Annotated in this window: 24 protein-coding genes and 2 pseudogenes; 11 read left to right on the forward strand and 15 right to left on the reverse strand. The window is 71.8% G+C overall.

Annotation, left to right across the window (positions count from 1 at the left end):
- Nucleotides 1-55: 55 nt before the first annotated feature.
- Together ACIQ7D_RS12605 and ACIQ7D_RS12610 are read left to right on the forward strand one after the other, a co-directional pair.
- Nucleotides 56-877, forward strand: coding sequence for a Scr1 family TA system antitoxin-like transcriptional regulator (locus ACIQ7D_RS12605; protein ID WP_403936615.1), 822 nt, complete (start codon nucleotides 56-58; stop codon nucleotides 875-877).
- Between the two features lie 22 nt (nucleotides 878-899).
- Entirely contained in the window at nucleotides 900-1,184 is a 285-nt protein-coding gene (locus tag ACIQ7D_RS12610) for a DUF397 domain-containing protein (RefSeq protein ID WP_403936617.1), read from the forward strand.
- On the opposite strand, the gene ACIQ7D_RS12615 is transcribed toward ACIQ7D_RS12610, so the two are convergent.
- The 4 genes from ACIQ7D_RS12615 to ACIQ7D_RS12630 all read right to left on the reverse strand — a co-directional run bounded on the left by ACIQ7D_RS12615 (nucleotide 1,150) and on the right by ACIQ7D_RS12630 (nucleotide 5,533).
- Nucleotides 1,150-1,827: a DUF3159 domain-containing protein gene (locus ACIQ7D_RS12615; protein ID WP_403936619.1), complete on the reverse strand. Its 678-nt coding sequence runs from the start codon at nucleotides 1,825-1,827 to the stop codon at nucleotides 1,150-1,152. The two genes, ACIQ7D_RS12610 and ACIQ7D_RS12615, sit on opposite strands and share 35 nt — an antisense overlap.
- A gap of 6 nt (nucleotides 1,828-1,833) precedes the next feature.
- Nucleotides 1,834-3,834 carry a S9 family peptidase gene (locus ACIQ7D_RS12620; protein WP_403936622.1) on the reverse strand — a complete coding sequence of 667 codons (2,001 nt, stop codon included), beginning with the start codon at nucleotides 3,832-3,834 and terminating at the stop codon, nucleotides 1,834-1,836.
- Nucleotides 3,835-3,973: 139 nt separating this feature from the next.
- Nucleotides 3,974-4,636 (reverse strand): TetR/AcrR family transcriptional regulator, encoded by a 663-nt coding sequence (locus ACIQ7D_RS12625; RefSeq protein WP_403936624.1) that lies wholly within the window; start codon nucleotides 4,634-4,636, stop codon nucleotides 3,974-3,976.
- 147 nt (nucleotides 4,637-4,783) lie between these two features.
- Nucleotides 4,784-5,533 (reverse strand): SDR family oxidoreductase, encoded by a 750-nt coding sequence (locus ACIQ7D_RS12630; RefSeq protein ID WP_403936626.1) that lies wholly within the window; start codon nucleotides 5,531-5,533, stop codon nucleotides 4,784-4,786.
- A gap of 218 nt (nucleotides 5,534-5,751) precedes the next feature.
- Between ACIQ7D_RS12630 and ACIQ7D_RS12635 the strand changes: the two genes are divergently transcribed.
- Together ACIQ7D_RS12635 and ACIQ7D_RS12640 are read left to right on the forward strand one after the other, a co-directional pair.
- Nucleotides 5,752-6,675, forward strand: coding sequence for a D-alanyl-D-alanine carboxypeptidase family protein (locus ACIQ7D_RS12635; RefSeq protein WP_403936628.1), 924 nt, complete (start codon nucleotides 5,752-5,754; stop codon nucleotides 6,673-6,675).
- Between the two features lie 99 nt (nucleotides 6,676-6,774).
- Nucleotides 6,775-7,311: a hypothetical protein gene (locus ACIQ7D_RS12640; RefSeq protein ID WP_403936629.1), complete on the forward strand. Its 537-nt coding sequence runs from the start codon at nucleotides 6,775-6,777 to the stop codon at nucleotides 7,309-7,311.
- Between the two features lie 38 nt (nucleotides 7,312-7,349).
- Here ACIQ7D_RS12640 and ACIQ7D_RS12645 read toward each other — a convergent pair whose 3' ends face one another.
- Complete coding sequence (locus ACIQ7D_RS12645) at nucleotides 7,350-7,949, reverse strand: DinB family protein (RefSeq protein ID WP_403936631.1); 600 nt, start codon at nucleotides 7,947-7,949, stop codon at nucleotides 7,350-7,352.
- Between the two features lie 162 nt (nucleotides 7,950-8,111).
- Nucleotides 8,112-8,990: an aminoglycoside phosphotransferase family protein gene (locus tag ACIQ7D_RS12650; protein WP_403936633.1), complete on the reverse strand. Its 879-nt coding sequence runs from the start codon at nucleotides 8,988-8,990 to the stop codon at nucleotides 8,112-8,114.
- Between the two features lie 134 nt (nucleotides 8,991-9,124).
- Here ACIQ7D_RS12650 and ACIQ7D_RS12655 point away from each other — a divergent pair.
- A pseudogene (locus ACIQ7D_RS12655) lies at nucleotides 9,125-9,475 on the forward strand (DUF2809 domain-containing protein); the annotation flags it as partial.
- Between the two features lie 333 nt (nucleotides 9,476-9,808).
- The gene (locus ACIQ7D_RS12660) at nucleotides 9,809-10,810 is read left to right on the forward strand and encodes a GlxA family transcriptional regulator (RefSeq protein ID WP_403936635.1); all 1,002 of its coding nucleotides are present in this window, start codon (nucleotides 9,809-9,811) and stop codon (nucleotides 10,808-10,810) included.
- Here ACIQ7D_RS12660 and def read toward each other — a convergent pair.
- The 8 genes and pseudogenes from def to ACIQ7D_RS12700 form a co-directional block, all read right to left on the reverse strand.
- Nucleotides 10,786-11,442: a peptide deformylase gene (gene def, locus ACIQ7D_RS12665; RefSeq protein WP_403936637.1), complete on the reverse strand. Its 657-nt coding sequence runs from the start codon at nucleotides 11,440-11,442 to the stop codon at nucleotides 10,786-10,788. The two genes, ACIQ7D_RS12660 and def, sit on opposite strands and share 25 nt — an antisense overlap.
- Nucleotides 11,443-11,596: 154 nt before the next feature.
- On the reverse strand, nucleotides 11,597-12,601 hold the full coding sequence (locus ACIQ7D_RS12670; protein ID WP_403936639.1) for a tetratricopeptide repeat protein: 1,005 nt from the start codon (nucleotides 12,599-12,601) through the stop codon (nucleotides 11,597-11,599).
- Nucleotides 12,602-12,696: 95 nt separating this feature from the next.
- Nucleotides 12,697-13,989, reverse strand: a complete 1,293-nt coding sequence (locus ACIQ7D_RS12675) for an HD-GYP domain-containing protein (protein WP_403936641.1) — start codon at nucleotides 13,987-13,989, stop codon at nucleotides 12,697-12,699.
- A 287-nt stretch (nucleotides 13,990-14,276) separates the two neighbouring features.
- A pseudogene (locus ACIQ7D_RS12680) lies at nucleotides 14,277-15,641 on the reverse strand (HD-GYP domain-containing protein); the annotation flags it as partial.
- A gap of 422 nt (nucleotides 15,642-16,063) precedes the next feature.
- A complete protein-coding gene (gene rsrA / locus ACIQ7D_RS12685) occupies nucleotides 16,064-16,420 on the reverse strand; it encodes a mycothiol system anti-sigma-R factor (protein WP_403936643.1) in 357 nt (118 codons plus the stop codon).
- Nucleotides 16,417-17,076 (reverse strand): sigma-70 family RNA polymerase sigma factor, encoded by a 660-nt coding sequence (locus tag ACIQ7D_RS12690; protein ID WP_365812177.1) that lies wholly within the window; start codon nucleotides 17,074-17,076, stop codon nucleotides 16,417-16,419. The genes rsrA and ACIQ7D_RS12690 overlap by 4 nt, the downstream gene beginning before the upstream one ends.
- A 289-nt stretch (nucleotides 17,077-17,365) precedes the next feature.
- Nucleotides 17,366-18,055, reverse strand: a complete 690-nt coding sequence (locus ACIQ7D_RS12695; RefSeq protein WP_403936645.1) for an alpha/beta family hydrolase — start codon at nucleotides 18,053-18,055, stop codon at nucleotides 17,366-17,368.
- Nucleotides 18,056-18,077: 22 nt separating this feature from the next.
- Nucleotides 18,078-18,893, reverse strand: coding sequence for an SOS response-associated peptidase (locus tag ACIQ7D_RS12700; protein ID WP_403936647.1), 816 nt, complete (start codon nucleotides 18,891-18,893; stop codon nucleotides 18,078-18,080).
- A 148-nt stretch (nucleotides 18,894-19,041) separates the two neighbouring features.
- On the opposite strand from ACIQ7D_RS12700, the gene ACIQ7D_RS12705 reads away from it, so the two are divergent.
- From ACIQ7D_RS12705 to ACIQ7D_RS12720, 4 genes are all read left to right on the forward strand, one after another.
- Nucleotides 19,042-19,755, forward strand: a complete 714-nt coding sequence (locus ACIQ7D_RS12705; RefSeq protein ID WP_403937004.1) for a M50 family metallopeptidase — start codon at nucleotides 19,042-19,044, stop codon at nucleotides 19,753-19,755.
- Between the two features lie 144 nt (nucleotides 19,756-19,899).
- Nucleotides 19,900-21,249 (forward strand): 3-phosphoshikimate 1-carboxyvinyltransferase, encoded by a 1,350-nt coding sequence (gene aroA / locus ACIQ7D_RS12710; RefSeq protein WP_403936649.1) that lies wholly within the window; start codon nucleotides 19,900-19,902, stop codon nucleotides 21,247-21,249.
- Nucleotides 21,250-21,253: 4 nt separating this feature from the next.
- Nucleotides 21,254-22,264, forward strand: coding sequence for a ribosome small subunit-dependent GTPase A (rsgA, locus tag ACIQ7D_RS12715; protein ID WP_384996585.1), 1,011 nt, complete (start codon nucleotides 21,254-21,256; stop codon nucleotides 22,262-22,264).
- A gap of 143 nt (nucleotides 22,265-22,407) precedes the next feature.
- Complete coding sequence (locus ACIQ7D_RS12720) at nucleotides 22,408-22,731, forward strand: DMT family transporter (RefSeq protein ID WP_403936652.1); 324 nt, start codon at nucleotides 22,408-22,410, stop codon at nucleotides 22,729-22,731.
- On the opposite strand, the gene ACIQ7D_RS12725 is transcribed toward ACIQ7D_RS12720, so the two are convergent.
- Entirely contained in the window at nucleotides 22,697-23,434 is a 738-nt protein-coding gene (locus ACIQ7D_RS12725) for a TetR/AcrR family transcriptional regulator (protein WP_403936654.1), read from the reverse strand. The genes ACIQ7D_RS12720 and ACIQ7D_RS12725 overlap by 35 nt on opposite strands.
- A 130-nt stretch (nucleotides 23,435-23,564) precedes the next feature.
- On the opposite strand from ACIQ7D_RS12725, the gene hisN reads away from it, so the two are divergent.
- Nucleotides 23,565-24,365 (forward strand): histidinol-phosphatase, encoded by an 801-nt coding sequence (gene hisN / locus ACIQ7D_RS12730; RefSeq protein WP_403936656.1) that lies wholly within the window; start codon nucleotides 23,565-23,567, stop codon nucleotides 24,363-24,365.
- The last annotated feature ends 132 nt before the right edge of the window (nucleotides 24,366-24,497 follow it).

Genomic DNA, 24,497 nt, shown 5'->3' on the forward strand with positions numbered 1-24,497 from the left:
CGTTGCGCAGGGAAGGTTATTCACGCAGCGGCACGCACGATGGAGTGTGAGGCGTATGGGAACCAGCCGTCAGCAGAACCCGAAGAAGACACGGATCCAGGACGACGGCCGACCGCGCATCTGGGTCGGCTACGGAAAGATGGTCAGGCTCCACCGCGACCGGGCGGGTCTGACGCAGCAGGAACTCGCGGACGCGGTGGGCTACTCGTGCGAGCAGGTCGCCTCGATCGAACAGGGCAGGCGGCCGGCGAAGTCCGCGTTCACGGATGCGGCGGAGACGGTACTGAAGGCGGCCGGAACGCTGGCGGTGTTGCAGGACGACGTGGACCTGGCCAAACTGCCCGCGTTCTTCCAGGATTTCGCGAAGTTCGAGCTGGAGGCGGTCAGCCGGTACGACTTCGAACCGTTACTGATCCCAGGACTGCTCCAGACCGAAAGCTACGCAGAGGCGCTCTTCACGACCCACTGCCCACCCCTCAGCGACGAGATGATCGAGCAGCATGTCGAGGCCAGGCTCGGCCGACAGAGGCTGCTCACGCGGACCCCCATGGTGGAGACCTGCTTCATCATCGGCGAGGCAGCCCTGACCACAGTGGTGGGCAACCGTGAGGTGATGAGGGCACAGCTTCAACACCTCCTGAAACAGAGCCAGATGCGGAACGTCGAGATCCAGGTCATGCCGTCGAACAGCGCGTTCCACCCCGGGCACAACGGACCTATGGTGCTTCTGGAGACTCTGGAGCATCGCCGGGTCGGCTACATCGAGTCGCAGGACGTGGGTTTTGTGATCACCGATGCCTCAACGGTCAGTAGCTTCGGACTGCGCTATGGCAAGCTGCGTACGCAGGCCCTGAACGCGGTGAGTCTGCCCGTCTGATCGAGCGCCTGGCAGGAGAAGCATGAGTACCGAGCAGGTTACGGCCGACCCCATCCAGCCGACGTGGTTCAAGAGCAGCTACAGCGGCTCAGGGGGCGGAAACTGCGTTGAGGTGGCGTGGGTCAAGAGCAGCTACAGCGGCTCGGGCGGCGGAGACTGCGTAGAAGTGGCCCGCACCCCCACCACCGTCCACGTACGCGACTCGAAGTCCCTGCCGGGTCCCATACTTCACGTCACCGCCGAGCCGTGGTCCGCCTTCATCACCTTCACCGTCACCCAGCAGGCTGCTGTGCCGCCTGGGCCTTGAGCCGCTTGGCCGAGCGGCGGCCCGCCCACAGGACCACCAGGATGGCCAGGACGAGGGGCGGGTAGCCCATCGCGATCCTCGCGAAGGCCAGCCAGCCGGTGCGGTCTTCCTCGTAGAGCCACTGCCAGACGGTGAACCGGGAGGCGAAGACCGTCGCGAACGCGAGCGTGGCGATGTCGTAGTAGCGCCGCGAGGGCTTGTCCTTCAGCCAGGCGGTCCCGGTGCCGTTGAGCGCGCCCCAGATGAGTCCGGCCAGTGGCCGGCGTACGAGGACCGAGGCCAGGAAGAGCACACAGAGGGCGATGTTGATCCAGATGCCCGTCAGGAAGAAGTCCTTGGCCGAGCCGGTCTTCCAGGCGATGAACGCGGCGAACGCGACACCGAACAGGCCGGAGATCGCGGGCTGGACCGGTTCCTTGCGCACCAGGCGCAGTACGGAGACGGCCGCCGCGACGCCGATGGCGGTACCGATGGCCGCCCCCAGTCCGAAGAGGGCGTTGACGATGACGAAGGCCGTGATCGGCAGCGCCGTGTACACCAGGCCGGTCGGGCCGCCCATCTGATCCAGCAGGCTCTGCTTCGCCGGGCGGTCCTCCGTCCCGTTCGGCGCGGACGGCGCGGCGGGGGATATGAATTCGGGCATGCGGGATCAACTCACCAGGTCGTTGTTGCGTGGAGGGCATGAAGCTTCGGGGAGCGGAAGCACCCGCTCCGTCTTGGGCCAGCGGTGTCCGCCCAGGTCCGGGCCCGGGTCCAGGCCCAGGTGGCGGGCGAGAAAGCGGTCGGCGGCCTCGTACATCTCGATGATGTTCTCCGGATTGACGAAGCCGTGCCCCTCGTTCTCCTTCACCAGGTACTCGACCTCGACGCCCCGGGCCCGGAGCGCGTCGACGATCCGGTCGGACTCCGCCTTGACCACGCGGACGTCGTTGCCGCCCTGGATCACCATCAGCGGTGTCCGGATGTCGTCCACCCGGCTGACCGGCGAGCGGGCCAGCAGCTCCGCCTCCTGTCGCGGGTCGTCGGGGTCGCCGGCGTAGAGGTGCCAGTTGTTGGTCAGGTGCGCTTTCGCGAACTCCGGCACGGTCCGCAGGAAGGTGACGAGGTTCGAGACACCGCAGAAGTCGATCGCGGCGGCGAAGACGTCCGGGGTGAAGGCGGCGCCGACCAGGGCGGCGTAACCGCCGTACGAGCCACCGAAGACGGCGACGCGTTCCCGGTCCGCGTACCCCTCCCGGACCGCCCATTCGACGGCGTCGATCAGGTCGTCGTGCATCTTCCCGGCCAGTTCCCCGATGCCTGCCTTGAGGAACGCCTTGCCGAAGCCGGTCGAGCCGCGGAAGTTGACCTGGAGCACCCCGCAGCCGCGGTTGGCCAGCAGTTGGGCGACGGGGTCGTAGCCCCAGCTGTCGCGGGACCAGGGGCCGCCGTGGACCAGCAGGACCAGCGGGAGCCCGGTCGGCCGCTCGGTTGCCGGCGGCAGCGTCAGGTACGAGGGGAGCGGGAGTCCGTCCCGTGCCGTGAGGGTGACCGGCGTCTTGGGCGCGAGGACTTCGGGGTTCAGGTGCGGGAGCGGCCGGAAGAGCAGTCGGCTCCCGCCCGTGGAGTGGTCGTAGAAGTAGGTGACACCGGGGTCGCGGTCGCGGGTGAAGCTGACCACCCAGCGCTCGCCGCTCAGGTCGGACGACACGGCGGCCAGGTCGCCGTCGGACAGCTTCTCCAGGTTGTCCAGCACCTCGGCGAAGTGCGGGTCCAGCGGGTGGATCACCTGCCGTTCGCCGAGGTAGCGGGCGCCGATCAGCTCCCCGGTGCGGCGGTCGTGGAGGAGCGTCGACGGCAGGGTGGGGAAGACGGTGCAGCGGGTGTCGAGATCGAAGACCGGGTGGCTGTCGACCTCGGTCTCCTTCCCCGTGGTCAGATCGAGCCGGACCAGCCGGAGCCGGTCGCTGTCGCGGTACGAGCCGAGCCACACTCCGGTGCTGTCCGGCGTGAACACGAACGGCGCGACGCCCAGCGGGTAGTCGGTGCCGTCGAACGTGGTGACCAGGTGCTCCTCCCCCGTACCGGCGTCCCACCGCACCAGCGCGACGGTGCCGTCCGGCCGCTCGGTCCGGGCGTAGAGGTCCCCGTTCGGCGCGTGGAGCCAGCCGGCGGTGCCGCCGGGGTTCTCCGCCAGCACTGTCGGCTCACCCGTGGCGATGTCCAGCTCGTACAGGTCGAATTCGGCGGGGTTCCGGTGGTTCAGCCGCAGGATCGCCCGGCCCGGCCGGGAGACCGGCATCTCGAAACCTATGGCCGTGGCCCCGGGGAAGGGGGTGAGGTCGACCGCCCCGGCGTCCGGGTTCTCCAGGTCGACGCGGTAGATGTGCCACTTCTCGTCGCCGTCGCCGTCCTGTTCGTAGAGCAGCCAGCGCGGGTCGTCGGTCCAGTGGTAGACGTGCACGCTGCGGTTCTTGTCGGCGGTGACGCAGCGCGCCTCCTCCCCCGGGTCCGGATCGACGCTCTCCACCCATACGTTCAACCGCCCGTGCCAGGGCGCCAGATACGCGATCCTGGTGCCGTCGGGCGAGAGGGACGCGCGGCCCCGGACGGGCGAGCCGAAGAGTTCCGCGACGGTGAGGTGGGGGACCTCGCGGGTGACAGTGGACATGCGGACGCTCCTCCTGAAGTCGTCTCGGTATGGCGGACAGGTCCCGGCACCATGGACCAGGTCCCGGCACCATGGACCAGGTCCCGGCACCGTGGACATGTCCCGGCACGGTGGGCGTACGAAGCCCGGGGGCGATGCCTCAGTCGACCGGGTCGCCGACGATGCCGCCGGTCGCGGTGCGGATCGCGTGCGCGTAGCGCCGGGAGGCGACCTTCACGTCCTTCAGCTCCCCGAGGTCGGCGCCGGCGAGGAGGGCGGCCCCGATGTACTCGTCCAGCACCCGCACGGCCGCGACGGCGGACGCCGCGTGCATCCGTACCTCCAGATCGGCGGGCGGACGTCCGAGGCGGTCGGCGATGATGACGACCATCGCCTGTTCCGTCTGGTCACAGGCCATCAGCCAGGCCGTACGGAGCGCGGGTTCGGTGTCGGCGAGCCGGATCATCTTCATCGCCAGCATCTCGTCGGCGAGATCGACGGGCGGTCTCTCGCGGCCGAGTCTGGCCAGCTCCCCGGCCAGATGGTCTTCGAGGGAACTGCCCCGGGGCCAGCTCCGCAACACGCTCATCAGGGTGACGACGCCCTGCGCGACGATCGGCTCGGCGCAGCTCTCCTTGCTGCGGAAGTGCCGCCAGATGGTGCGCGTGGAGAGGCCCACGGCCTCCGCGATCTGATCACCGCTCGTGGCGGCCACCCCCTGCTCCCAGAACAGGCGGGCCGCCTCCCGGGAGATCTCCAGCCGCAGCCGCAGCCGCCGCTGCTCGCTCATCCCTCCTCCGCCGCGCTTCTCCGTCGTCGTCATGGCGTCCCCGTCACCCTTCCCTCTATGTCTTTCAACGACACTACGTCACTAAGTGACAGACTGGCAAACGTGCGGAACCGCCGCGGCTTCCCCGAGGGAACCGCGGCGGCCCGGTACGGATCACACACGCGCCCGCCGGCCGGTGGTCTACCAGGGCAGCGGGTGGTGGCTCAGATCCTCGTCGGCGGTGACGGCCGTGCCCGTGGGGCCGCCGGGCGGCAGGGTGGCCATCCGGATGGGCAGCAGGGCCCCCTCCGCGGCGGTCAGGGCGCCCGCGTGCCCGTTCTGGTCGGTCGCCACGGATCCGGGTGAGACGGCGTTGACAAGGATCCGTTCGGCACGCAGTTCGTTGGCGTACGTGACGGTGAGGGCGTTCAGCGCGGCCTTCGAGGAGTTGTAGGCCAGCAACTGCGGAAAGGCCCGGTTCGACGCGGCCAGGGAGACGGAGCCGAGGTTGCTCGTGAGGTTCACGATGCGCGCGGCCGAGGACCGGCGCAGCAGCGGCAGCATCGCGTTGGTCACCGCCACGACGCCGAACACGTTGATCTCGTAGGTCCCCCGCATCTCGTCGACCGAGGTCCCGCTCGGCGCGTGGATGGGCGTGGCGAGCACCCCGGCGTTGTTGACCAGGATGTCGAGTCCGCCGGCCTCGCGGGCGACCGTCTCCGCCGCCGTGTCGACCGACGCCTGGTCGGTGACGTCGAGCTGGACGAAGCGCGCGTCGTAGCCACGCGCGGCCAGGGCGGACACGGCCGAGGTACCGCGGTACGTGTCCCGGGCACCGAGGTAGACCGTCATCCCCATGCCGAGGAGCCCTTCGGCGACCGCGAACCCGATGCCCTTGTTGGCGCCGGTGACCAGCGCCAGCCGCTGCGTGGGACTGATGTGAGTATCCATGATCTGCCCATAGTGGCCGAGCGCGTCACCCCGGCTCGGCCGTTCCGCGGAATCGCTCCCATGACCGTCCCTCGAACAGACTCCCCAGGATCTTTACAAGGGGGGACGCAACCAACCGGCCCCGCCGACACGTTTTCCTGTAGGGGCCACTTAAACCCCACAGGCCCCTTCAGTACGACAGTTCCACCGCAAGCAATGCAGAGACGGAGCATTTCCTCTTGACTGCCACAATACTGACCAAGCGCAGGGCCGCCGCCGTCGCCGGTGGCGCGCTGCTCGCGCTCTCCCCACTGGTCGCCCAGACCGCCGTCGCCGCCCCCCAGCCGGAGCCCGCGGTCACCGCCCAGGGCGCCGCCCTGATGGACGGCGACAGCGGCGAGACGCTCTACGGCAAGGACGCGGACACCGTCCGCCCCATGGCCAGCACGGCGAAGATCATGACCGCGTACGTGGTGCTCGACAAGGGCCTGGACCTGGACCGCCAGGTGCCCGTCAAGCAGGAGTACCGCGACTACGTCACCCAGCACAGCACCAGCACGGCGGACCTCCAGACGGGCGACAAGCTCACCGTCCGCCAGCTCCTCTACGCGTCGCTGCTCCCCTCCGGCGCCGACGCCGGTTACGCCCTCGCCGACACCTTCGGCATCGGTGACACCAGCGAGGAGCGGGCCGAGTCCTTCGTCGACCAGATGAACGCGAAGGCCGACGAGCTGTACCTCCCGAAGACGGAGTTCGACTCCTTCGACGGTGTGGGCACGGACTCCAGCACCCCCACGGAGCTGGCGAAGCTCGCGCAGCACGCGATGACGAACGACACCTTCCGTACGGTCGTCGGGACCAAGCAGTACAAGGGCGAGGCCCCGGCCGCCAACGGCCGTACGCGCTACTACACCTGGAACAACACGAACCAGCTGCTCGGTTCGTACGACGGTGTCATCGGCATCAAGACCGGTACGACGACCCCGGCGGGCGAGTGCCTGGTCTTCGCGGCCACCCGTGACGACAAGACCCTCGTCGGCACGGTCCTGAACAGCACGGACCGGTACGGCGACGCGGCGAAGATCCTGGACTACGGGTTCGGTACGGACACCGCCAAGGACATGCAGCTCCGCAAGCTCCCGGCGAACGCGCAGCGCGACTGATCACGCTCCGCGCCCGCTCGCACAGGACGGCCCGCCGGTACTTCGGCGGGCCGTTCCCGTGAACTGGCCAGAAAGCCCACCGGTGACGAGAATCCGACCATGACCAACAGCAGCAGCGACAGGGACGACGCGGACCGCGTCCTCATCCGCAGCAAGTGGGGCACCAGCCGCTACGTCTACAACCCGCGCAACCCCGTCGGCCGCGCCCTCATCGTGGGTTCACTGCTGTTCGCCGCGGGCGGCATGTTCCTGCTCCACCATCCGGACCTCCTCAGCCCCTCCGACGACTGGGACGGAGACGAGTTGCGGACCGCCGTCACCACGGCGGCCGCCGAACTGTCACGAGAGGCCCAGTTCGGCCCCGGCGGCGCGGCTCTCACGTACGACGACATCCTGCGGGGCCGCATAGCGCGGGCGGGTCAGGGTTCCGAGGACGGGCTCACCGTCGCGCTCGCCTCGGACCGTCCGAAGTCCGCCCTGTACGACGGCGGTCCGGAACAGGCCGACTACACCGTCACCGCGGCAGGCACGGACGCCGCCTTCTGCCTCAGCGTCCACGCCATGAAGACCAAGCGCGCCATGGGCTACGACTACGTGTCCATCTCCGTCGACGACAGCGCGTGCCCCGCCTCCTGACAGAGGATTCCCGGGCTGCCCGAGGTGGCCCGGACGCGTCAGCGCTCGCCCGCTTCTCGCGCCACCTGTTCCAGGTTGCGCCGGTGCTCCTCCCACCAGGCCTGGTCGCCCGGCGGCATGTTGCCCTTGGTCTTCAGCAGGCCTGCCGCGCCGTCGATGAGTTCGCGGACGATGTCGGCGTGGCCGGCGTGGCGTTGGGCGTCGCCGATCACGTGGATCAGGATGCGGTGCAGGGTCACCTCGCGGCGGTCCTCCGGCCACCACGGCACGTGGCCGATCGCGTCGAGGGGCAGCGCGGCTATCGTGGCGTCGGCGTGCTCCCATGTCCGGTGGTAGAGGCCGATGATCTCTTCGCGTGACTCGTCCGCCGTGGCCCACATGTCCGCGTTGGCGTCGGCGTCCTCCGTGTACCACCAGGGCGGCGGCTCCTCCACGAAGTACGGCCGTCCGAACGTGTCGCCGAAGTAGCCCAGTTCCACACTGGCGACATGCTTGACCAGCCCCAGCAGGTTGGTGCCGGTGGGGGTCAGGGGGCGGCGGACGTCGTACTCGGAGAGCCCGTCGAGCTTCCACAGCAACGCGTCGCGCGCCTCTTGCAGGTAGCGGAGAAGGTCTGCTTTCGGGTCTGGTTCGGTCATGTCGGCAGTCTCGCACCCGGCACTGACAACCGGGCCTCGTGAGACGACAGGCCCGTCTCGGCCCTCACCGGGCAGCCTGCCCATGGCCCAGCCGCGCGTCGGCCCACGCGACGCGGGAGTCGATCAGCCCCGCTCCCCGTACCCCGCTCCCCGTCGGCCGTGTCACCACGCCAGCACCCGGTCGAGCGCCGCCCGGCCCGCCGGGCCCCACGTCACCTTGCCGCCGGGCAGCCCCAGGTCCCCGGCCCGGCCGACGCTGACGAGCATCAGGCCGCGCAGGACCGCCCAGCCGCGGGCGCGCCGGATCATCGCCTCGTCCGCGTGTCCGTAGCCGTCCAGGAAGCGGGTGGCCGCGCCCTCTGGGAGGAGGACCCACGCGGCGGCCAGGTCCGTCGCCGGGTCGCCGGCGCAGACGTCGCCGAAGTCGACCACGCCCGTCAGGGTGCCGTCCGCGACGACGACGTTGGCGGGGTGCAGATCGCTGTGGATCCACATCGGGGGCCCCTGCCACACCGGGGCCGCGAGCGCGTCCTCCCAGACGTCCCGGACCTTGTCGTCCACGCCCTCGACCGACTGGAACATGTCCTCGCCCCCCTGGCGCACCGCGAGCGGGCCCCCGCGGTCCTCCCTGACCGGTGCCTCGGCGGGCGCCTCCTGGTGGAGGAGCCCGAGGAAGGCCGCCAAGGCGTCGGCCGCGTGCGGGCCGCGCGTGACCGGGGTCCGGTCGGCCGGTTCGCCGGGCACCCAGGTCGCGATGGTCCACGGGCGCGGGAAGCGCTCGGACGGTTCACCGACGCGTACGGGAACGGGCACCGGGAGCGGAAGGCGCGCGGCCAGTTCGGGCATCCAGCGGTGCTCGGCGCGCAGCAGGGTCGGGGCGCGGGGCGAGCGCGGCATGCGTACGGCCAGCTCGTCCCCGAGGCGCCACATCTGGTTGTCCCAGCCGCCGTCCACCGCGCGCAGGTCCAGATCGGCGAGGTCGGGATGCTGCTCGCGGACCAGGACGCGCACCAGGTCCTCGTCGATGTCGAAACTGTTCATGGCTCAGAGTCTGGCAGCGGGCCCGTCCGGCCGGGGAGCCCCGACCGCGCCGGCCGGCGGTGCTGGATCCGGAGCTGTCCCCCGCGCTCGGCCTGCCGCGTGGAGTCCGTCCCCATGACGACGACTCCCGCCTCATGAGAACGCGCCTGGCCGCGTGTGGTGCCGCCGTGCTGACCGTCGCCGCCGGGCTGGGACTGCGGTCCGCCGGCTCCGGCGATCTCGCCAAGTATGGGGGCGACACGCTCTACACCGTGCTGGTGTACGTCCTGGTGGTGCTGGCCGTGCCGCGCGTGCGGCACCGTACGGCGGCCGGGGTCGCGTTGGCCTTCAGTGTCGCCGTCGAACTGCTCCAGCTCACCGGCGTCCCCGCCGAGCCGGCCGCGCGCACCGCGGTGGCGCGGCTGGTGCTCGGCTCGACCTTCAACGCGCCTGACCTGTTGTGGTACGCGGTCGGTGCGGCAGCCGCGTGGGGCGTGCACGCGAGGTGTGCGCGGGTGTGCGGTCCGTGGGCCTCCCGCGCGCGGGACGGGTCCGTACGGGACCGGTCCGTACCGTCTGCGGGGCCGGCCGGGGTTCCGCCGATTGCGGGGACTCTGGCGGCTCCGGGTGCTCGGCGCGCCGTATCCGGCGGTCGACCGCCCGGTCCTTGAGGTGCCAGAACAGCGGCGGCGCCAGCACCAGGGCGAAGAGAACGATCAGGGCGAGAACGGTGAGGATGGTGTCCATGTCCCCACTGTCGCCACCGGGCGCCGCCGGCGGCAGTGGCAGGACTGTCATCGACCCTCGAATTACTGCCACACCCCTGGCAGACTGGCCCCATGCTGACCAATGTGGCCGCCGTCCTCCTCGACGGTGTGCACCCCTTCGAGCTGGGGGTCCTCTGCGAGGTCTTCGGCCTCGACCGCAGCGATCAGGGCCTGCCGGTCCATGACTTCGCCGTCGTCTCGGCGGAGGGGCCCGTCCTGCGGACCCACGCCGGGTTCACGGTGAGCGGTCTGCACGGTCTCGACCGGCTGGAGGAGGCCGATCTGATCGCCGTGCCCGCCGGGGACACGTACACCACCCGCAGCTACCCGCCCGAGCTGCTGGACGCCCTGCGCCGCGCCGTGGACCGCGGTTCGCGGGTGTTCAGCGTCTGCTCCGGGGTCTTCGTGCTCGGCGCCGCCGGGCTGCTGGACGGCCGGCGGTGCGCCGGGCACTGGCGGCACGCGGAGGAGCTGGCCCGCGCCTTCCCCCGGGCCGTCGTCGAACCGGATGTGCTGTACGTGGACGAGGACCCGGTCATCACCTCGGCGGGCACCGCGGCCGGGATCGACGCCTGTCTCCATCTCGTACGCAAGGAGTACGGCCCCGAGGTCGCCAACGCGATCGCCCGCCGGATGGTCGTCCCGCCGCACCGGGACGGCGGGCAGGCGCAGTTCGTCGCGCGCCCGCTGCCCACCTCCCCCTGCGACACGGTGGGCGAGGTACTCGGCTGGATGGAGCGCCACCTCGACCGGGACATGACGGTCGAACAGCTCGCCGTACGGGCGCACATGTCGCCGCGTACGTTCGCGCGCCGCTTCCAGCAGGAGACGGGGACCACTCCGTACCGCTGGCTGCTGCGTCAACGCGTCCTGCTGGCACAGGAGTTGCTGGAGGGTACGGACGAGACGGTGGACAGTGTGGCGGGGCGGGCCGGGTTCGGGAACGCGGCCGCGCTGCGCCACCACTTCCTGCGGACGCTCGGGACGACCCCGCACGCGTACCGCCGTACCTTCCGGGGCCCTTCGGGCCTCGAAGCGGCCCAGACGGCTCAGTCGTTGGGGACGACCTCGTAGCGCGGCGTGTTCTCCTCCATCTGCCGCAGCGCGTCCTTGCGGTCACGCTTCGACAGCCGGTCGATGTACAGGTAGCCGTACAGGTGGTCCGTCTCGTGCTGGAGGCAGCGCGCGAAGTAGCCGGTGCCCGCGACCCTGATCGGGTTGCCCCGGGCGTCCTGGCCGCGGACCACCGCGTAGTCGGGGCGGGCCAGCGCGGCGTACGCGGTCGGCACGGAGAGGCAGCCCTCGTTGGAGTCGTCGAGATGGCGCTCCGCCGGGGGCAGTTCCTCCAGCACCGGGTTGCAGACGGCACCCACGTGCCGCACGCCGTCGTCGTCCGGGCAGTCGTAGATGAAGACCTTCAGGTCCACACCGATCTGGTTGGCCGCCAGGCCCACGCCCTCGGCCGTGTGCTGGCTGGCGAACATGTCGTCGATCAGCGCGGCCAGCTCGTCGCCGAACTCCGTGACGTCCTGGCACTCCTTGTGGAGCACCGGGTTCCCGACGACGGTGATCGGGCGGGACGTGCCGCGCTCGCGGTGCGCCAGCTCACGGGCCGCCGCGTCCTCCGTGTCCACGACGAACCCGTCCCCCGGCTCCGCCACCGAGGTGCCGCTCTCGTATCCCTGGTCCGTCTCCTGCTGCGCCATGTCCGCAGTACGCCTTCCTCGGTACCGATGCTGCTTGCACGGTCCCCGGCGATGCGCCGGTGGTGCCCGTGCAGACTTGTGCCCGTACAGACTAAGGGCAGCTCGCGTACCGCTCACCGGAACCCGGATCCGGCTCCTCCGCCCGCCCGAGCCGTCAGCACACTTCTTCGAGGTCGCGCCACTCCCGGCTGTCCGGGCTGTCGGCCACCCACCCGTCGAGCAGCCCGCGCACCAGCCCCGGCGGCGCCGCGATCCCGCACTCGCGCTCGGGGGCCCACTGCTCGCCTGCCGTACGGTGGCCCAGCGGCCCCGGGTGGCCCGGCTCGCTGTGGTCGTGCGGGTCGAGATGTTCGCCGTCGCCCTCGGCGCTCGGCATCGTGGACTCCGAACAGGCACGGCAGAGCAGCCGTACGGACGAGGACCAGTCCTCGGCGGCGAAGCCGGCGTCGGCGGCCAGCCGCTCCAGGGCGTCCCTGTCCCCTTCCGTGGCCGCTTCGAGCAGGACGACCCAGGTCGGTACGGGCGAGGGCGCCCACAGCTCGATCTCGTCGAAGACGGGGTAGGCGCGGACGGCGCCGTCGGGGCTCGCCGCGGTGGTGCGCTCCCCGTTCGGCACGCCGTCGTGCAGGACGACCTCGCCCCAGCGGCGGCCCGAGGAGGGCAGCGGGATCGACAGGATCTCGATCCGCGCCGGATCCAGCCTGCGGCCCCAGACCACCTCGGCCTCGCCCTCGGGGGAGAGCCGGACGGCCGCGCTGCCCAGCTCCATGCCGTCGGGCTCGCCGTTCGCCTCGACGCTGTGCGGATTGCCGGGTACACGCAGTCCGTACGCCTGCCAGGCGCGGCGGGCCAGCGGCCAGTCCTGGAGCGCGGTCGCCGCGATCCCCACGTTCCACCAGTCGGGGGCGCCCGTCTCCTTGTCGAGCAGGGCCACGGCGCGCAGCCCGGCGGCGCGTGCCTGCTCCCAGTCGTGCCGGAACTTGTGCAGCAGTGCCAGATTGAACCAGGACTCGGAGAGCCACGGTTCCAGATCGGCGGCGCGCGTGAGCAGCGCGCCCGCGTCCTCGTACCGGCCGTCACCGATCAGCGTGAACGCGCGGTCGGTGGCCTGCCGCCACGAGGCGGAGGGCCGATGCCGTACCTTCCCGAAGATCCTCACGATTCCCGCCTGCCGGTCGTTCGGGCAGTGCCCCCTGACACCCTCTTCTTCGCATCCAACCATGCCCGGTCGGACGCCCGCTCATTACCCATGGGTTACCCCGCCTCACCAGGGGCCGGGCGGCCCCGGGAGAGGACGCGCGCCAGGGATTCGACCACCTCTGGCTGGTAGTCGTGCCCCGTGCCGAGCCGCAGCCGCTCCAGCGCTCTGAGCGGGCCGCTCGCACTGGCACTTTCCCCGGCCAGGTCGTCGTACGCATTGACGGCGCGGACAATGCGGGCCGGGAGCGGCTGTTCGCGGTACGGATCCGCCTGGCGCTCCACCACCATCGCGACGGCGGTGGGCACCCCGGTCTGGCGGACCACGGCGCCGCCGAGCAGGGCGATACGGCGCTGTTCCGCGACCGGGAGCAGCGCGGTGGCGCCCTCGGGGACCGGGTCGACGAGGGAGAGCTGACCGATGTCGTGCATGAGGGCGGCGTACTCCAGGACGGTCAGCTCGGGCCCGGACAGCCCCAGCTCGCGGCCGACGGCGCGGCTGAGGTCGGCGACCCTGCGGGCGTGCCCGTGCCGGGTGTATCCGGCGATCTCGGTGGCGCGGGCGAGTGAGGCGATGGTCTGCCGGTAGGTGGTGCGTACGGCGGTGTACCGGCGGAAGGAGACCTGCGTGAGCAGCAGCGGTACGCAGAACACGGGCAGCGCCCAGAGCCCCGCGACGGCGACACCGAGGGCGATGACGGCGCCGGTGGCGCAGACGGCGGAGCCGATGTGCAGCAGGGCGCGCAGCTCGTCGCGGAGCAGCGGTCCGAAGGGGTGGCGGGTGCGGGCGCGCAGCATCACGGCGGCGAGAACGGCGTCGCAGAGCGCGGTGAGGACCAGCAGGAGGAGGAGCAGGAGCGCGTGGCCCGGACCGGCGCCGAGGTGTTCGCGCAGTTCGCCGGAGTTGTAGAGCGGCTGGAAGCAGACGGCGGCGAAGCCGACGGTGAGGACGCGTCTGACCAGGTGGTCGAGGGTGGGCCCGTGGCCGCGCGCGACATGGGGTACGGCTCCGGCGAGGGTGGCGGCGAGGACGACGGTGACGGTCTGGAGCACACCGTGGCTGGTCTGCTGTCCGGCGTTCTCGCCGAGCAGGGCGTAGCCGAGCGCCCCGGCGGCGCCGAGCGGCGCGGGCTCGCGCTCGCCGGGGAGCGCGCCCCAGCGGGCGAGTTCGCCGACGGCGATGAGAACGCCGAAGGCGAGGGCGATCCGGGGTTCTGCGAGTCCGTACCAGAGGGTCGAGGCGAGTCCGGCGGCGGTGAGCAGCGCGGCCGTGGCGTGGACGGCGACGACGGGGAGGGGGACGGTACGGGCGTGGCCGGCCGGGGCCCGGGCGGTGGTGGTGGCGGTCATCGGGGGCCGCCCCGGCGCCCGCTCCGCCCTGGCGCGCCGCCGGCCGTACGGGGGCGGCGCTCGGCGGACGCGGCCGATCCGGCCGATCCGGCGGATGCCGCCGATCCGGTGGACGCGGTGGAGCCGCTGGGCGCGGCCGATCCGGTGGGCGTTCCGGAGGAGGACGTTCCGGTGGCGGCGGGCGGGGCCGATGGGGCGGACGGGGCCATAGGGGCGGACGGGCCCGACGGGGCCGTCGCGCCGGGCTGGGCGGCGCGGGCCGAAGGGACGTTTCCGCGCGGCCCCGGGGCGGGCGGGGACTCCGGGGCGGGCGGGGTCCCCGGGGCGGGCGGGGTCGTCCCCTCGTCCGCCGTGACCGCCGTCCGCCAGCCGTGCCGGTCCAGGGCCCGCACCAGCGCCCGTACCATCGCCGGGTCGAACTGCGTCCCCGCGCACCGCTCCAGCTCCGCGACCGCCGTCCCGACGGGCCGTCCGCGCCGGTACGAGCGGGTCGAGGTCATCGCGTCGAAGGCGTCGGCCACCGCCACCACCCGGGCGAACTCGGGGATCCGGTCCCCGGCGAGCCCGTACGGATAGCCGCTGCCGTCCAGCCGCTCATGGTGGTGGAGGATCGCCCCCCGCGCCTCGCCCAGGAAGGCGATGCCGCGCACCATCTCGTGTCCGTACTCGGGATGCAGCTCGATGACGCGGCGCTCCTCGGGGGTCAGGGGTCCGTCCTTGCGCAGCACCCGGGTCGGCACGCCGAGCTTGCCGACGTCGTGCAGGATCCCGGCGAAGCGGAGGACTTCGATCCGCTCCTGCTCCATGCCCATCTCCTGGGCGATCAGGACGGAGGCGTGCCCGACGCGCTCGCTGTGCCCCCGGGTGTACGTGTCCTTGATGTCGACCGCCTGGACGAGCGCCCTGATGGTGGCCTGGTGGGCGGCGCGCTCGCGGTGGTACTGGGCGAAGACCCAGCAGGAGATGTACATCGGCAGCAGGACCAGCAGCGCGGAGAGCGGCCCGTACGGGCTGCGCCACAGGACGGCCATCATCAGCCCGGCCAGCCCGTGCGCGGCGTGCGGGGCGAGGGAACCGGCGAGCAGTCCGCGCCAGGCGGCGCGCGGCGCCATCCGTTCGGCGACGACGAGGATCGAGCCGTCCAGCACGGTGAGCACCAGGCAGAAGGCGAGAGTGGCGGCGCCCGCGGGGAGCAGCACGTAGGGGAAGTCGGGCACCGTGAGCCCGTACCCCCCGCCGCCGAGCGCCACCGGCCCGCCGAAGAGCACCTGCGCCCGGGATGCCGCCCAGGTGGCGAGGGCGAGCTGGGCCGCGCGCCAGACCCGCCGGGCGCTCCGCGGCCGCTGCTCGATCCGGCCGAGCAGCGCGCCCGGCACCGCGACCAGCGCAGCGGCGGCGGGCGGCAGCAGCAGGGCGGCGGCGAGCAGCACGGGGAAGAACGACCCGGCGGCGACGGGTACGGACCCGTTCAGCGAGCGCCCGAGGACGCGGCAGCGCGCGGGCAGCTCGCAGAGCGCGTAGAGCGTGGCGAGCAGAACGGCTTCCGCCCAGGGCGTGGAGCCGGGTTCGCGCAGGGCGGGCTGGACACAGGCGGCGGCGCAGAGCGCGGTCACCAGAATGTACGCGCGCGCCGCGCCCGGTATGGCCCTCACGCGTCTCCGCCCCTCCCTCGGCTCCGCCCAAACAGACGGTCAGGCTAGCGAGTTGGGGGGCGATCATCGGGTAGTTGGCGCTGATTAGCACCTTCGGGTGAATAAGAGGTCGCGCGGATAGGTGGGGTGGAGGAAGGAGCGGGGCGAGGGGCAAGTCTGGCAAGGCGGAGGAGGGAGGCGACGCGGAGGGGGTACCTCCCACGCCCTTAAGGCAGTGGGGGAGTCGTGGACCGACGACAACGCCGCCAGGCGCCGCCCATCGGCACGCGACGCCGCCCCACCTATCCGCGCGACCTCTCAGGTGCTATGAACCGTGACGGGGGCGCACCGCACATCGTGCGATACGCCCCCGTCATGGCACCGGAGGTCGCGCCGTCCGTCACGGACGGCGGGACGGCGGCCGGCTCACTCCTTCGTCCGGCTCACTCCTTGGCGACACCCGGCAGATCGCTGCCGGACGGTTCCGCGCGCGCGGCGGTGGTGACGGACGTCGTCGCCGACACGTCATGGTCGGGCACGGTCTCGCCCGAGCGGATCAGGTCGATCCGCCCCAGCACCTTGGCGCGCAGGTCGGCCGGTACGTCGTCGTGCCCGCAGCACCGTTTCACCAGCTTCTTCACGGCCTGTTCGAGGCCGTACTTCTCCAGGCACGGGGAGCACTCCTCGAAGTGGACCTCGAACTTGGTGCAGTCGCTGTCGGGCATCTCCCGGTCGAGGAACTCGTAGAGGTGGTCGAGAACCTCGGCGCAATCCGTCTCATGCGGCCCTCCGCAGCTCATGAGCCCGAACCTTTCCGATCGTCCGACGACTCCCCGGCGCCCGCCGGGACGAGCCCGCGGTCGCGGGCGTAATCCTCCAGCATGCCGCGCAGCTGACGGCGGCCACGGTGGAGTCGTGACATCACCGTACCGATGGGTGTCCCCATGATGTCCGCGATCTCCTTGTAGGCAAAGCCCTCTACATCGGCGAGATAGACGGCGATGCGGAACTCCTCCGGGATCGCCTGGAGCGCCGACTTCACATCGGAGTCGGGGAGGTGGTCCAGTGCCTGCGACTCGGCGGAGCGCAGCCCGGTCGACATGTGCGACTCGGCGCGCGCGAGCTGCCAGTCCTCGATCTCCTCGGCGGCGCTGCGCTGGGGTTCCCGCTGCTTCTTGCGGTACGAGTTGATGAAGGTGTTCGTGAGGATGCGGTACATCCACGCCTTGAGGTTGGTGCCCTCACGGAACTGGTGGAAAGAGGCGTACGCCTTGGCATAGGTCTCCTGCACCAGGTCCTCGGCATCGGCCGGATTGCGCGTCATGCGCAGCGCGGCCGAGTACATCTGATCGAGGTAGCCCAGAGCGTCCCGCTCGAAGCGGGCGTTGCGCTCGGCAGTGGTCTCTTCGATGTGGCCGTCGTCGGTCGCTCCGTCGGTCCCAGTGACCGGACCCACCTCCTCCAACGCTGTGGCGGATCCGAATGCGGACCCACTCGAATCGGAGAATAGTCGACCTTGCCGGGACGGGGCCTGTCGGTCCGTCCCGGCGCCGGCCCGACCGGGGGCGTTCCTGGCCGCGGAAAGCACAGTCCACTCCAGGTCAGTGGCGTCTGAGCGGCGCGGGCAGATGGTCGAACCCATACGACGGACTCCCTTTCGATGCGCTGAGTACCGATGTTCGTCACAACAGCGCCCTCTCGCGCATCATTCCCGCCCGGAGCGATCCGGGGCCCACCCGTCCGGATCAGGCCGGACCGAGCCCGTCCAGCCAGGCGGCCACGCCCTCGGTGATCGTCTCCAGGGCCTCGTCCTGCCCGAGCGGGGCCCGCTTGGGTACGGCGAAGGAGTGGTCGCCGTAGGGCACCTCAAGAAGGCCGTACCCACGTACGGGCCCGCCTCCGGGCCCGGCCGCGGGCCCGCCCGGGAACTCCGCGGGCCTCCCGAAGGGGTCGTTCCCTCCCTGGACCACCAGGGTGGGCACCCCCGAGCCCAGCAGCTCCGCCGCCCGGGACTTCTCGGGGCGGCCCGGCGGATGCAGCGGGAAGCTCAGCGCGAGGACGGCGCGGGCGCCCAGCCCGCGCGCCGTACGGCAGGCCACGCGGGCTCCGGCGCTGCGCCCGCCCGCGACGAGGCCGAGCCCCGGCTCCCGCTCCGCCAGCGCGGGCCACAGCGCCCGCCAGCCGGTGTCCAGGGTCGCGGGCGCGGGCGCCACCTTCTTCCCCGCCACCCGCCAGGGCTGCTCCACCAGGGCGACGGTCACTCCGAGCGGCGGCAGCGCGGCGGCGAGGGCCCGCAGGTCGCGCGCCTCGATCCCGCCGCCCGCGCCATGGCCGAGGGCGAGGACGAGCCGGGGGCGCGGGGCGGGGTGCCAGGTGATCCTGGCGTCCCCGGCGGGGGTGTCGACGGTCCGGGTCTCTGGGGTCACCCGGCCCATCCTGCCGCCCCGGGCCGGATCCTCAGAACAGCGTGCTCTCCTCCGGCGCGGCCAGCTCCGCCAGCAGCTCGGGCCCGTTGTTGCGCACGCTGCTGACCGCCGTCGCGACCGGGTACGCCCGCATCAGCCCGGCCGGCGGCGGCGTCAGCAGCCCCCGCAGGTCGTCCGGGTCCGTACGGGCGGGGTCCAGCCAGGCGTCCCAGCGGTCCGGGGTCAGCATCAGCGGCATCCGGGGGTGGATGTCGGCCAGCGTCGCGGGCCCCTCCGCCGGGGCCACCCCGAGCGGGGTCGTCTCCGCCTCCGTGGTGATCACCGAGCAGGTCGCCCACCAGGCCAGCGGATGGTCGGGCGGCAGGGTCGGGTCGCGCCAGAACTCGTAGACCCCGGCCAGCGCCATCACCGAGCCGTCGGCGGGGGTCACGAAGTACGGCTGTTTGCGCGTCCGCTTCTTCCTGCCCTGTTCCTCAAGCTGCCGCTCGTCGGAGCCGGTGACCCACTCGTAGTAGCCGTCGGCGGGCAGGATGCACCGCCGCGAGGCGAAGGGCCGGCGGAAGGACGGCTTCTCGTGGACCGTCTCGGCCCGCGCGTTGATCATCCGGGCGGCGCCCTCGGGCGTCTTCGACCAGGACGGTACGAGCCCCCATCGCAGCCGCCGGAGCTGGCGCACCGGCCGCGGCATGGGCGCGTCCTTCACCGGGCGCTCAAGGACCGCGTAGACCTCTTTGGTGGGCGCCACGTTCCAGTCCGGGGCGAGCGTCTCCTCCGGCTCCCACTTCTCGATCCCGAAGATCCCCTGAAGCTCCTCGGGCCGCCGGCTCGCCGCGTACCTGCCGCACATACCCCATCAACTTCCTTATGAACTGCCTGTGCGTTCTCGTCCGCCGGAACGGTGCGCGGCGGGTGAGCGTCTTTCACCCGTACCGCGTATGAGTGCCAGACTGCCACGACGCCCACCCAGTTGAGGAGCCGCCCGAGAAATGGCCAGCATCGACCCGACCCCTCTCGGCGATCTCTGGGATCGCGTCTTCGGCACCCAGTCCCCACCGGACGCGTGGCTGGTGCTCGTCACGGCGGCCGTCGCGCTCGCCGTCGTCGTCCCGCGCGCCCTGTGGCGCCTCTCCCGTAACGCGATCACCATCGCGCACGAGGGCGGCCACGGGCTGATAGCCCTGGTCACCGGACGCAGGCTCGACGGAATACGGCTGCACTCCGACACCTCGGGGCTCACCGTCAGCCGGGGAAAGCCCACCGGCCTCGGCATGATCCTCACCGCCGCCGCCGGCTACACCGCCCCGCCCCTGCTGGGACTCGGCGGCGCCTGGCTGCTCTCCGCCGACCACATCACCCTGCTGCTGTGGCTGACGACCGCGCTGCTGCTCGCCATGCTGGTGATGATCCGTAACGCGTACGGGGCGCTCACCGTGATCGTCACCGGCGCCGCCTTCCTCCTCATCTCCTGGCTGACCAGCCCCGACGTCCAGGCCGCGTTCACGTACACCGCCGTCTGGTTCCTGCTGCTCGGCGGGGTCCGCCCGGCCTTCGAGCTCCAGTCCAAGCGGCGGTACGGCGGCGCCGGGGACTCGGACGCGGACCAGCTCGGCCGGCTCACCCACACGCCGCCCACGCTCTGGCTGCTCTTCTTCCACGCCGTCTCGCTCTGCTCCCTGATCGGCGGCGGACGCTGGCTGCTGGACCTCTGACCCTCCGGCCCTTTGACCACCCGGCCGCCGGGCCCGTGGTTCTGCCGCGCGCCTCCACACTTGGTCACGACGCGGGGATTACGCCCGGGTTGCCGCGTATTTGATCAGAATCGGGCTCCGTCAAGAGCCACTAAAGTGTGAGGCATGACCGAGAGCTCCGTGCAGTCCGCCCCCTGGCCCGCCCCCTACGCGAGCGGGGCCGTCGAAGCGACGGTCACCGTGCCCGGTTCGAAGTCGGTCACCAACCGCGGCCTCGTCCTCGCCGCGCTGGCCGCCGAGCCCGGCTGGCTGCGCCGTCCGCTGCGCTCCCGCGACACGCTGCTCATGGCGGAGGCGCTGCGGGCGATGGGCGTCGGCATCGAGGAGACCGTCTCGTCCAGCTCCGGCGGCGGCCCCAGCGGCGAGGCGTGGCGCGTGATCCCCGCCGGGCTGCACGGCCCGGCCTCGGTCGACGTCGGCAACGCCGGTACGGTGATGCGCTTCCTGCCGCCCGTGGCGACCCTCGCCGACGGGCCCGTCCGTTTCGACGGCGACCCCCGCTCGTACGAGCGCCCGCTGCACAGCGTCATCGACGCGCTGCGCGTCCTCGGCGCCCGGATCGACGACGACGACCGCGGCTCGCTCCCGCTCACCGTGCACGGCGGCGGCGCGCTGGACGGGGGCACGGTCGAGATCGACGCCTCCGCGTCCTCCCAGTTCGTCTCGGCGCTGCTGCTCTCCGCGCCGCGCTTCAACCAGGGCGTGGAGGTGCGGCACACGGGCTCCGTCCTGCCGTCCCTGCCGCACATCCGGATGACCGTCGACATGCTGCGCGGGGTCGGCGCCCAGGTGGACGAGCCCGAGACGGGCGGGGAGCCGAACGTCTGGCGGGTCTCCCCCAGCGCGCTCCTCGGCCGCGACCTGACGGTCGAGCCCGATCTGTCCAACGCCCAGCCGTTCCTGGCCGCCGCGCTGGTCGCCGGCGGCCGGGTGACCGTCCCCGACTGGCCCGCGCGGACCACTCAGCCGGGTGACGCGTTGCGCGAGATCTTCACCGCGATGGGCGGCTCCTGCGAGTTCACCGAGACCGCCGGGTCCACCAGCCTCACCCTCACCGGTTCGGGCCGGATCCACGGCGTCGACCTCGACCTGAGCGAGGTCGGCGAGCTGACGCCCGGCATCGCCGCGGTCGCCGCGCTCGCCGACTCTCCGTCCACCCTGCGCGGCGTCGCCCATCTGCGGCTCCACGAGACGGACCGGCTGGCCGCGCTCACCAAGGAGATCAACGAGCTGGGCGGCGATGTCACCGAGACCGCGGACGGTCTGCACATCCGCCCGCGCCCGCTGCACGGCGGCGTGTTCCACACGTACGACGACCACCGCATGGCCACGGCGGGCTCGATCATCGGCCTCGTCGTTCCCGGGGTGGAGATCGAGAACGTCGGCACGACCGCGAAGACCCTGCCCGACTTCCCGCGGATGTGGACAGAGATGCTCGCGGGAGCGGGAGCCTGAGGGCATGCGGCGCTACGGCAAGAACCCCGACGAGGACGACATCCGCTCCCGTCCCAACCCCAAGGGCAACCGGCCCCGCACCAACATCAGGCCCAAGCACGAGGACGCCTCCGAAGGCATGGTCCTCACCGTCGACCGCGGCCGGCTGACCTGTCTCGTCGGGGACCGCGTCGTCCTCGCGATGAAGGCGCGCGAGCTGGGCCGCAAGGCCGCCGTCGTCGGGGACCAGGTCTTCCTCGTCGGGGACCTCTCCGGGAAGAAGGACACCCTCGCCCGGATCGTACGGATCGAGAAGCGCCGCTCCGTACTGCGCCGCACCGCGGACGACGACGACCCGTACGAGCGTGTGGTCGTCGCCAACGCCGACCAGCTCGCCGTGGTCACCGCGCTCGCCGACCCGGAGCCTCGCCCCCGGCTGATCGACCGCTGTCTGGTCGCCGCGTACGACGGTGGGCTCGAACCGCTCCTCGTCCTCACCAAGTCCGACCTCGCACCGCCGGACGAGCTGCTGGAGACCTACCGGGCGCTCGGTATCCGCCATGTCGTCACCCGGCGGGACGAACTGATGAGCGGGCACGCGGCCGAGCTCGTCCGCGAATACCTCGACGGCCGGGTCACCGCCTTCGTCGGCCACTCGGGCGTCGGCAAGACGACCCTGGTCAACGCGCTCGTACCGGACGACCGGCAGCGGATCACCGGTGATGTCAACGCCGTGACGGGGCGCGGCCGGCACACCACCACCTCGGCGCTCGCGCTGCCGCTGGCCAAGGCGGAGGGCTGGGTGATCGACACCCCCGGCATCCGCTCCTTCGGGCTCCACCACGTCGATCCGTCCCGGGTCATCCTCGCCTTCCCCGATCTGGTGCCGGGTACCGAGGGGTGCCCGCGCGCGTGCAGCCACGACGAGGCGGAGTGCGCGCTCGACGCCTGGGTGGCCGAGGGCCACGCCGATCCCGCGCGCCTGTACTCGCTCCGGCGGCTGCTCTCCACCCGGGAGCGGCGCGAGGGTGACTGACCGCGCCGGGCCATGGCCACGTTTGCGGACCCGGACGACTGGTAAGGGCATAATCACACCAGGTGGGACAGTTGGTCACAGAGGGTCGTCAGTGCCTGCCGGCAGGCCGGCAGGACGGTCACTGACGTGGGGAGACGTGTGACATGGCGTGGCTGCTCGTTGTGGTGGCGGGGATCCTGGAGACCGGCTTCGCCGTCTGTCTCAAGCTGTCCCACGGATTCACCCGGCTCTGGCCGACGATCGCCTTCGCGGCGTTCGCGCTCGGCAGCTTCGGACTGCTGACGCTCGCGCTGAGAAAGCTCGACGTGGGCCCGGCGTACGCGGTGTGGACGGGCATCGGCGCGGCCGGTACGGCGATCTACGGCATGGTCTTCCTGGGCGACATCGTGTCCGTGCTCAAACTCATCTCCATCTCGCTGGTGATCGTCGGCGTCATCGGGCTCCAGCTCTCGGGCTCGGCGCACTGAGCAGCGCGGACGGCGGCGCCGTGACGGCGGTACGGACCAGCGGGCCCACGGGCTCGGCGCCTGGCGCGACCAGATGGGCGAGCGCGAGCCGCATGGCCAGTTCACAGCGGTAGAGCAGTTCGGTACGGCCGTACGCGGCGAACCTGCTGTGGCCGACGGGCCCGGTGTGGCCCGCGTGCCCGTGCTCGGGGCGGGCATGGTCCGGGCGCCCCGGGTCCGGCCGCGCGTGGTCCTTGCGGGTGGGATCCAGCGCCGCCGCCGATCTGTCCCGTACGAGCGCCACCAGCTCGGTGGTCGCGGGCGGCCCCGCGTCGGCGCGGCGCTGCGCCGGGACACCGGACGGGGTCGCGCCGGCCCGGGCGGGGCGCGGAGCGGGCAGCCACTCGCCCCAGCAGCCGGTGAGCAGAGCTCGTAACAACGGCCGGGCGCGCGCCTCCCCCACCGTCCACTCCGCGACCGCCACCAGCCGGTCGGCGGCGTCGGCGCGTTCGCGCAGCAGCCGCTCCACACCGTGCAGATAGCGGTCGGCCTCGCGCCGTACGAGGGCGCGGGCCAGACCGTCCTTGCTGCCGAACTCGTTGTACAGGGTCTGCCGGGAGACCCCGCCGGCCGCCGCCACATCGACCATGCGCACCGCGGACCACGGCTGGTCCGCGAGGGCCGAAAGGGCAGCACTGAGCAGGGCTTCACGCGCGCTGGGCATCGTCGCCTCCGGGGCCGTGCGGCTCTGCGCACAGAGTTGACGGACCGTCGCTCAGTGTCAAGACCGTCGTCGGGTTCCGGCCGATGGGGCCCGTGGCAGCGGCACGGCCCCGGTGGATACTGTGGCGGGCATGCCCGACTACCACGATGACCTGCGTCTCGCCCACGTACTGGCGGACGCCGCCGACGCCGCGACGATGGACCGGTTCAAGGCTCTGGACCTCAAGGTCGAGACAAAACCGGACATGACCCCGGTGAGTGAGGCCGACAAGGCGGCCGAGGAGCTGATCCGCGGCAACCTCCAGCGGGCGAGGCCACGCGACGCGATCCTGGGCGAGGAGTACGGCGTCGAGGGCACGGGCCCGCGCCGCTGGGTCATCGACCCGATCGACGGCACGAAGAACTATGTACGCGGCGTACCCGTCTGGGCGACGCTGATCGCGCTGATGGTGGCGGGTGAGGGCGGTTACGAGCCGGTCGTGGGCGTGGTGTCCGCGCCCGCGCTGGGCCGCCGCTGGTGGGCCGCGAAGGGCGGCGGCGCCTACACGGGACGCAGTCTGTCGTCCGCGACCCGGCTGCGCGTCTCGAACGTCTCGCGCGTCCCGGACGCCTCGTTCGCGTACTCCTCGCTCACCGGCTGGGAGGAACAGGGCCGGCTCGACGGATTCCTGGACCTGTCCAAAGCGTGCTGGCGAACGCGCGGTTATGGCGACTTCTGGCCCTACATGATGGTCGCCGAGGGCTCGGTGGACATGTGCGCGGAGCCCGAACTGTCACTCTGGGACATGGCGGCCACCGCGATCGTCGTCGAAGAGGCGGGCGGCAGCTTCACCGGTCTGGACGGCCGCCCGGGCCCGCACAGCGGCAATGCGGCGGCATCGAACGGAATCCTCCACGAAGAGCTCCTGGGCTACCTGAACCAGAGGTACTGATTATTTGGCGGACTCGGTTCGCCTCCGGGAGGGGGCTTTTGTCGGGTTTTTGGGCGCCCCCTGCGGCGCACCGCCCGCCCCCTTGTTGACTCAGGGCAACCGTGCCACTCTGAGAGTCCCCCCACTTGTGAA

Source organism: Streptomyces sp. NPDC096310 (assembly GCF_044763125.1).
Lineage (GTDB): Bacteria > Actinomycetota > Actinomycetes > Streptomycetales > Streptomycetaceae > Streptomyces.

Excerpts from the sequence above, each read along its gene's own strand:
- rsgA (WP_384996585.1), top strand. The coding sequence starts at position 21,254 with ATGCGGCGCTACGGCAAGAACCCCGACGAGGACGACATCCGCTCCCGT.
- rsrA (WP_403936643.1), bottom strand. The coding sequence starts at position 16,420 with ATGAGCTGCGGAGGGCCGCATGAGACGGATTGCGCCGAGGTTCTCGAC.
- ACIQ7D_RS12640 (WP_403936629.1), top strand. The coding sequence starts at position 6,775 with ATGACCAACAGCAGCAGCGACAGGGACGACGCGGACCGCGTCCTCATC.
- ACIQ7D_RS12645 (WP_403936631.1), bottom strand. The coding sequence starts at position 7,949 with ATGACCGAACCAGACCCGAAAGCAGACCTTCTCCGCTACCTGCAAGAG.
- ACIQ7D_RS12630 (WP_403936626.1), bottom strand. The coding sequence starts at position 5,533 with ATGGATACTCACATCAGTCCCACGCAGCGGCTGGCGCTGGTCACCGGC.
- ACIQ7D_RS12625 (WP_403936624.1), bottom strand. The coding sequence starts at position 4,636 with ATGACGACGACGGAGAAGCGCGGCGGAGGAGGGATGAGCGAGCAGCGG.
- ACIQ7D_RS12620 (WP_403936622.1), bottom strand. The coding sequence starts at position 3,834 with ATGTCCACTGTCACCCGCGAGGTCCCCCACCTCACCGTCGCGGAACTC.
- def (WP_403936637.1), bottom strand. The coding sequence starts at position 11,442 with ATGGCGCAGCAGGAGACGGACCAGGGATACGAGAGCGGCACCTCGGTG.
- ACIQ7D_RS12650 (WP_403936633.1), bottom strand. The coding sequence starts at position 8,990 with ATGAACAGTTTCGACATCGACGAGGACCTGGTGCGCGTCCTGGTCCGC.
- ACIQ7D_RS12720 (WP_403936652.1), top strand. The coding sequence starts at position 22,408 with ATGGCGTGGCTGCTCGTTGTGGTGGCGGGGATCCTGGAGACCGGCTTC.
- ACIQ7D_RS12725 (WP_403936654.1), bottom strand. The coding sequence starts at position 23,434 with ATGCCCAGCGCGCGTGAAGCCCTGCTCAGTGCTGCCCTTTCGGCCCTC.
- ACIQ7D_RS12610 (WP_403936617.1), top strand. The coding sequence starts at position 900 with ATGAGTACCGAGCAGGTTACGGCCGACCCCATCCAGCCGACGTGGTTC.
- ACIQ7D_RS12660 (WP_403936635.1), top strand. The coding sequence starts at position 9,809 with ATGCTGACCAATGTGGCCGCCGTCCTCCTCGACGGTGTGCACCCCTTC.
- ACIQ7D_RS12675 (WP_403936641.1), bottom strand. The coding sequence starts at position 13,989 with ATGACCGCCACCACCACCGCCCGGGCCCCGGCCGGCCACGCCCGTACC.
- ACIQ7D_RS12615 (WP_403936619.1), bottom strand. The coding sequence starts at position 1,827 with ATGCCCGAATTCATATCCCCCGCCGCGCCGTCCGCGCCGAACGGGACG.
- ACIQ7D_RS12700 (WP_403936647.1), bottom strand. The coding sequence starts at position 18,893 with ATGTGCGGCAGGTACGCGGCGAGCCGGCGGCCCGAGGAGCTTCAGGGG.
- ACIQ7D_RS12695 (WP_403936645.1), bottom strand. The coding sequence starts at position 18,055 with ATGGGCCGGGTGACCCCAGAGACCCGGACCGTCGACACCCCCGCCGGG.
- hisN (WP_403936656.1), top strand. The coding sequence starts at position 23,565 with ATGCCCGACTACCACGATGACCTGCGTCTCGCCCACGTACTGGCGGAC.
- aroA (WP_403936649.1), top strand. The coding sequence starts at position 19,900 with ATGACCGAGAGCTCCGTGCAGTCCGCCCCCTGGCCCGCCCCCTACGCG.
- ACIQ7D_RS12605 (WP_403936615.1), top strand. The coding sequence starts at position 56 with ATGGGAACCAGCCGTCAGCAGAACCCGAAGAAGACACGGATCCAGGAC.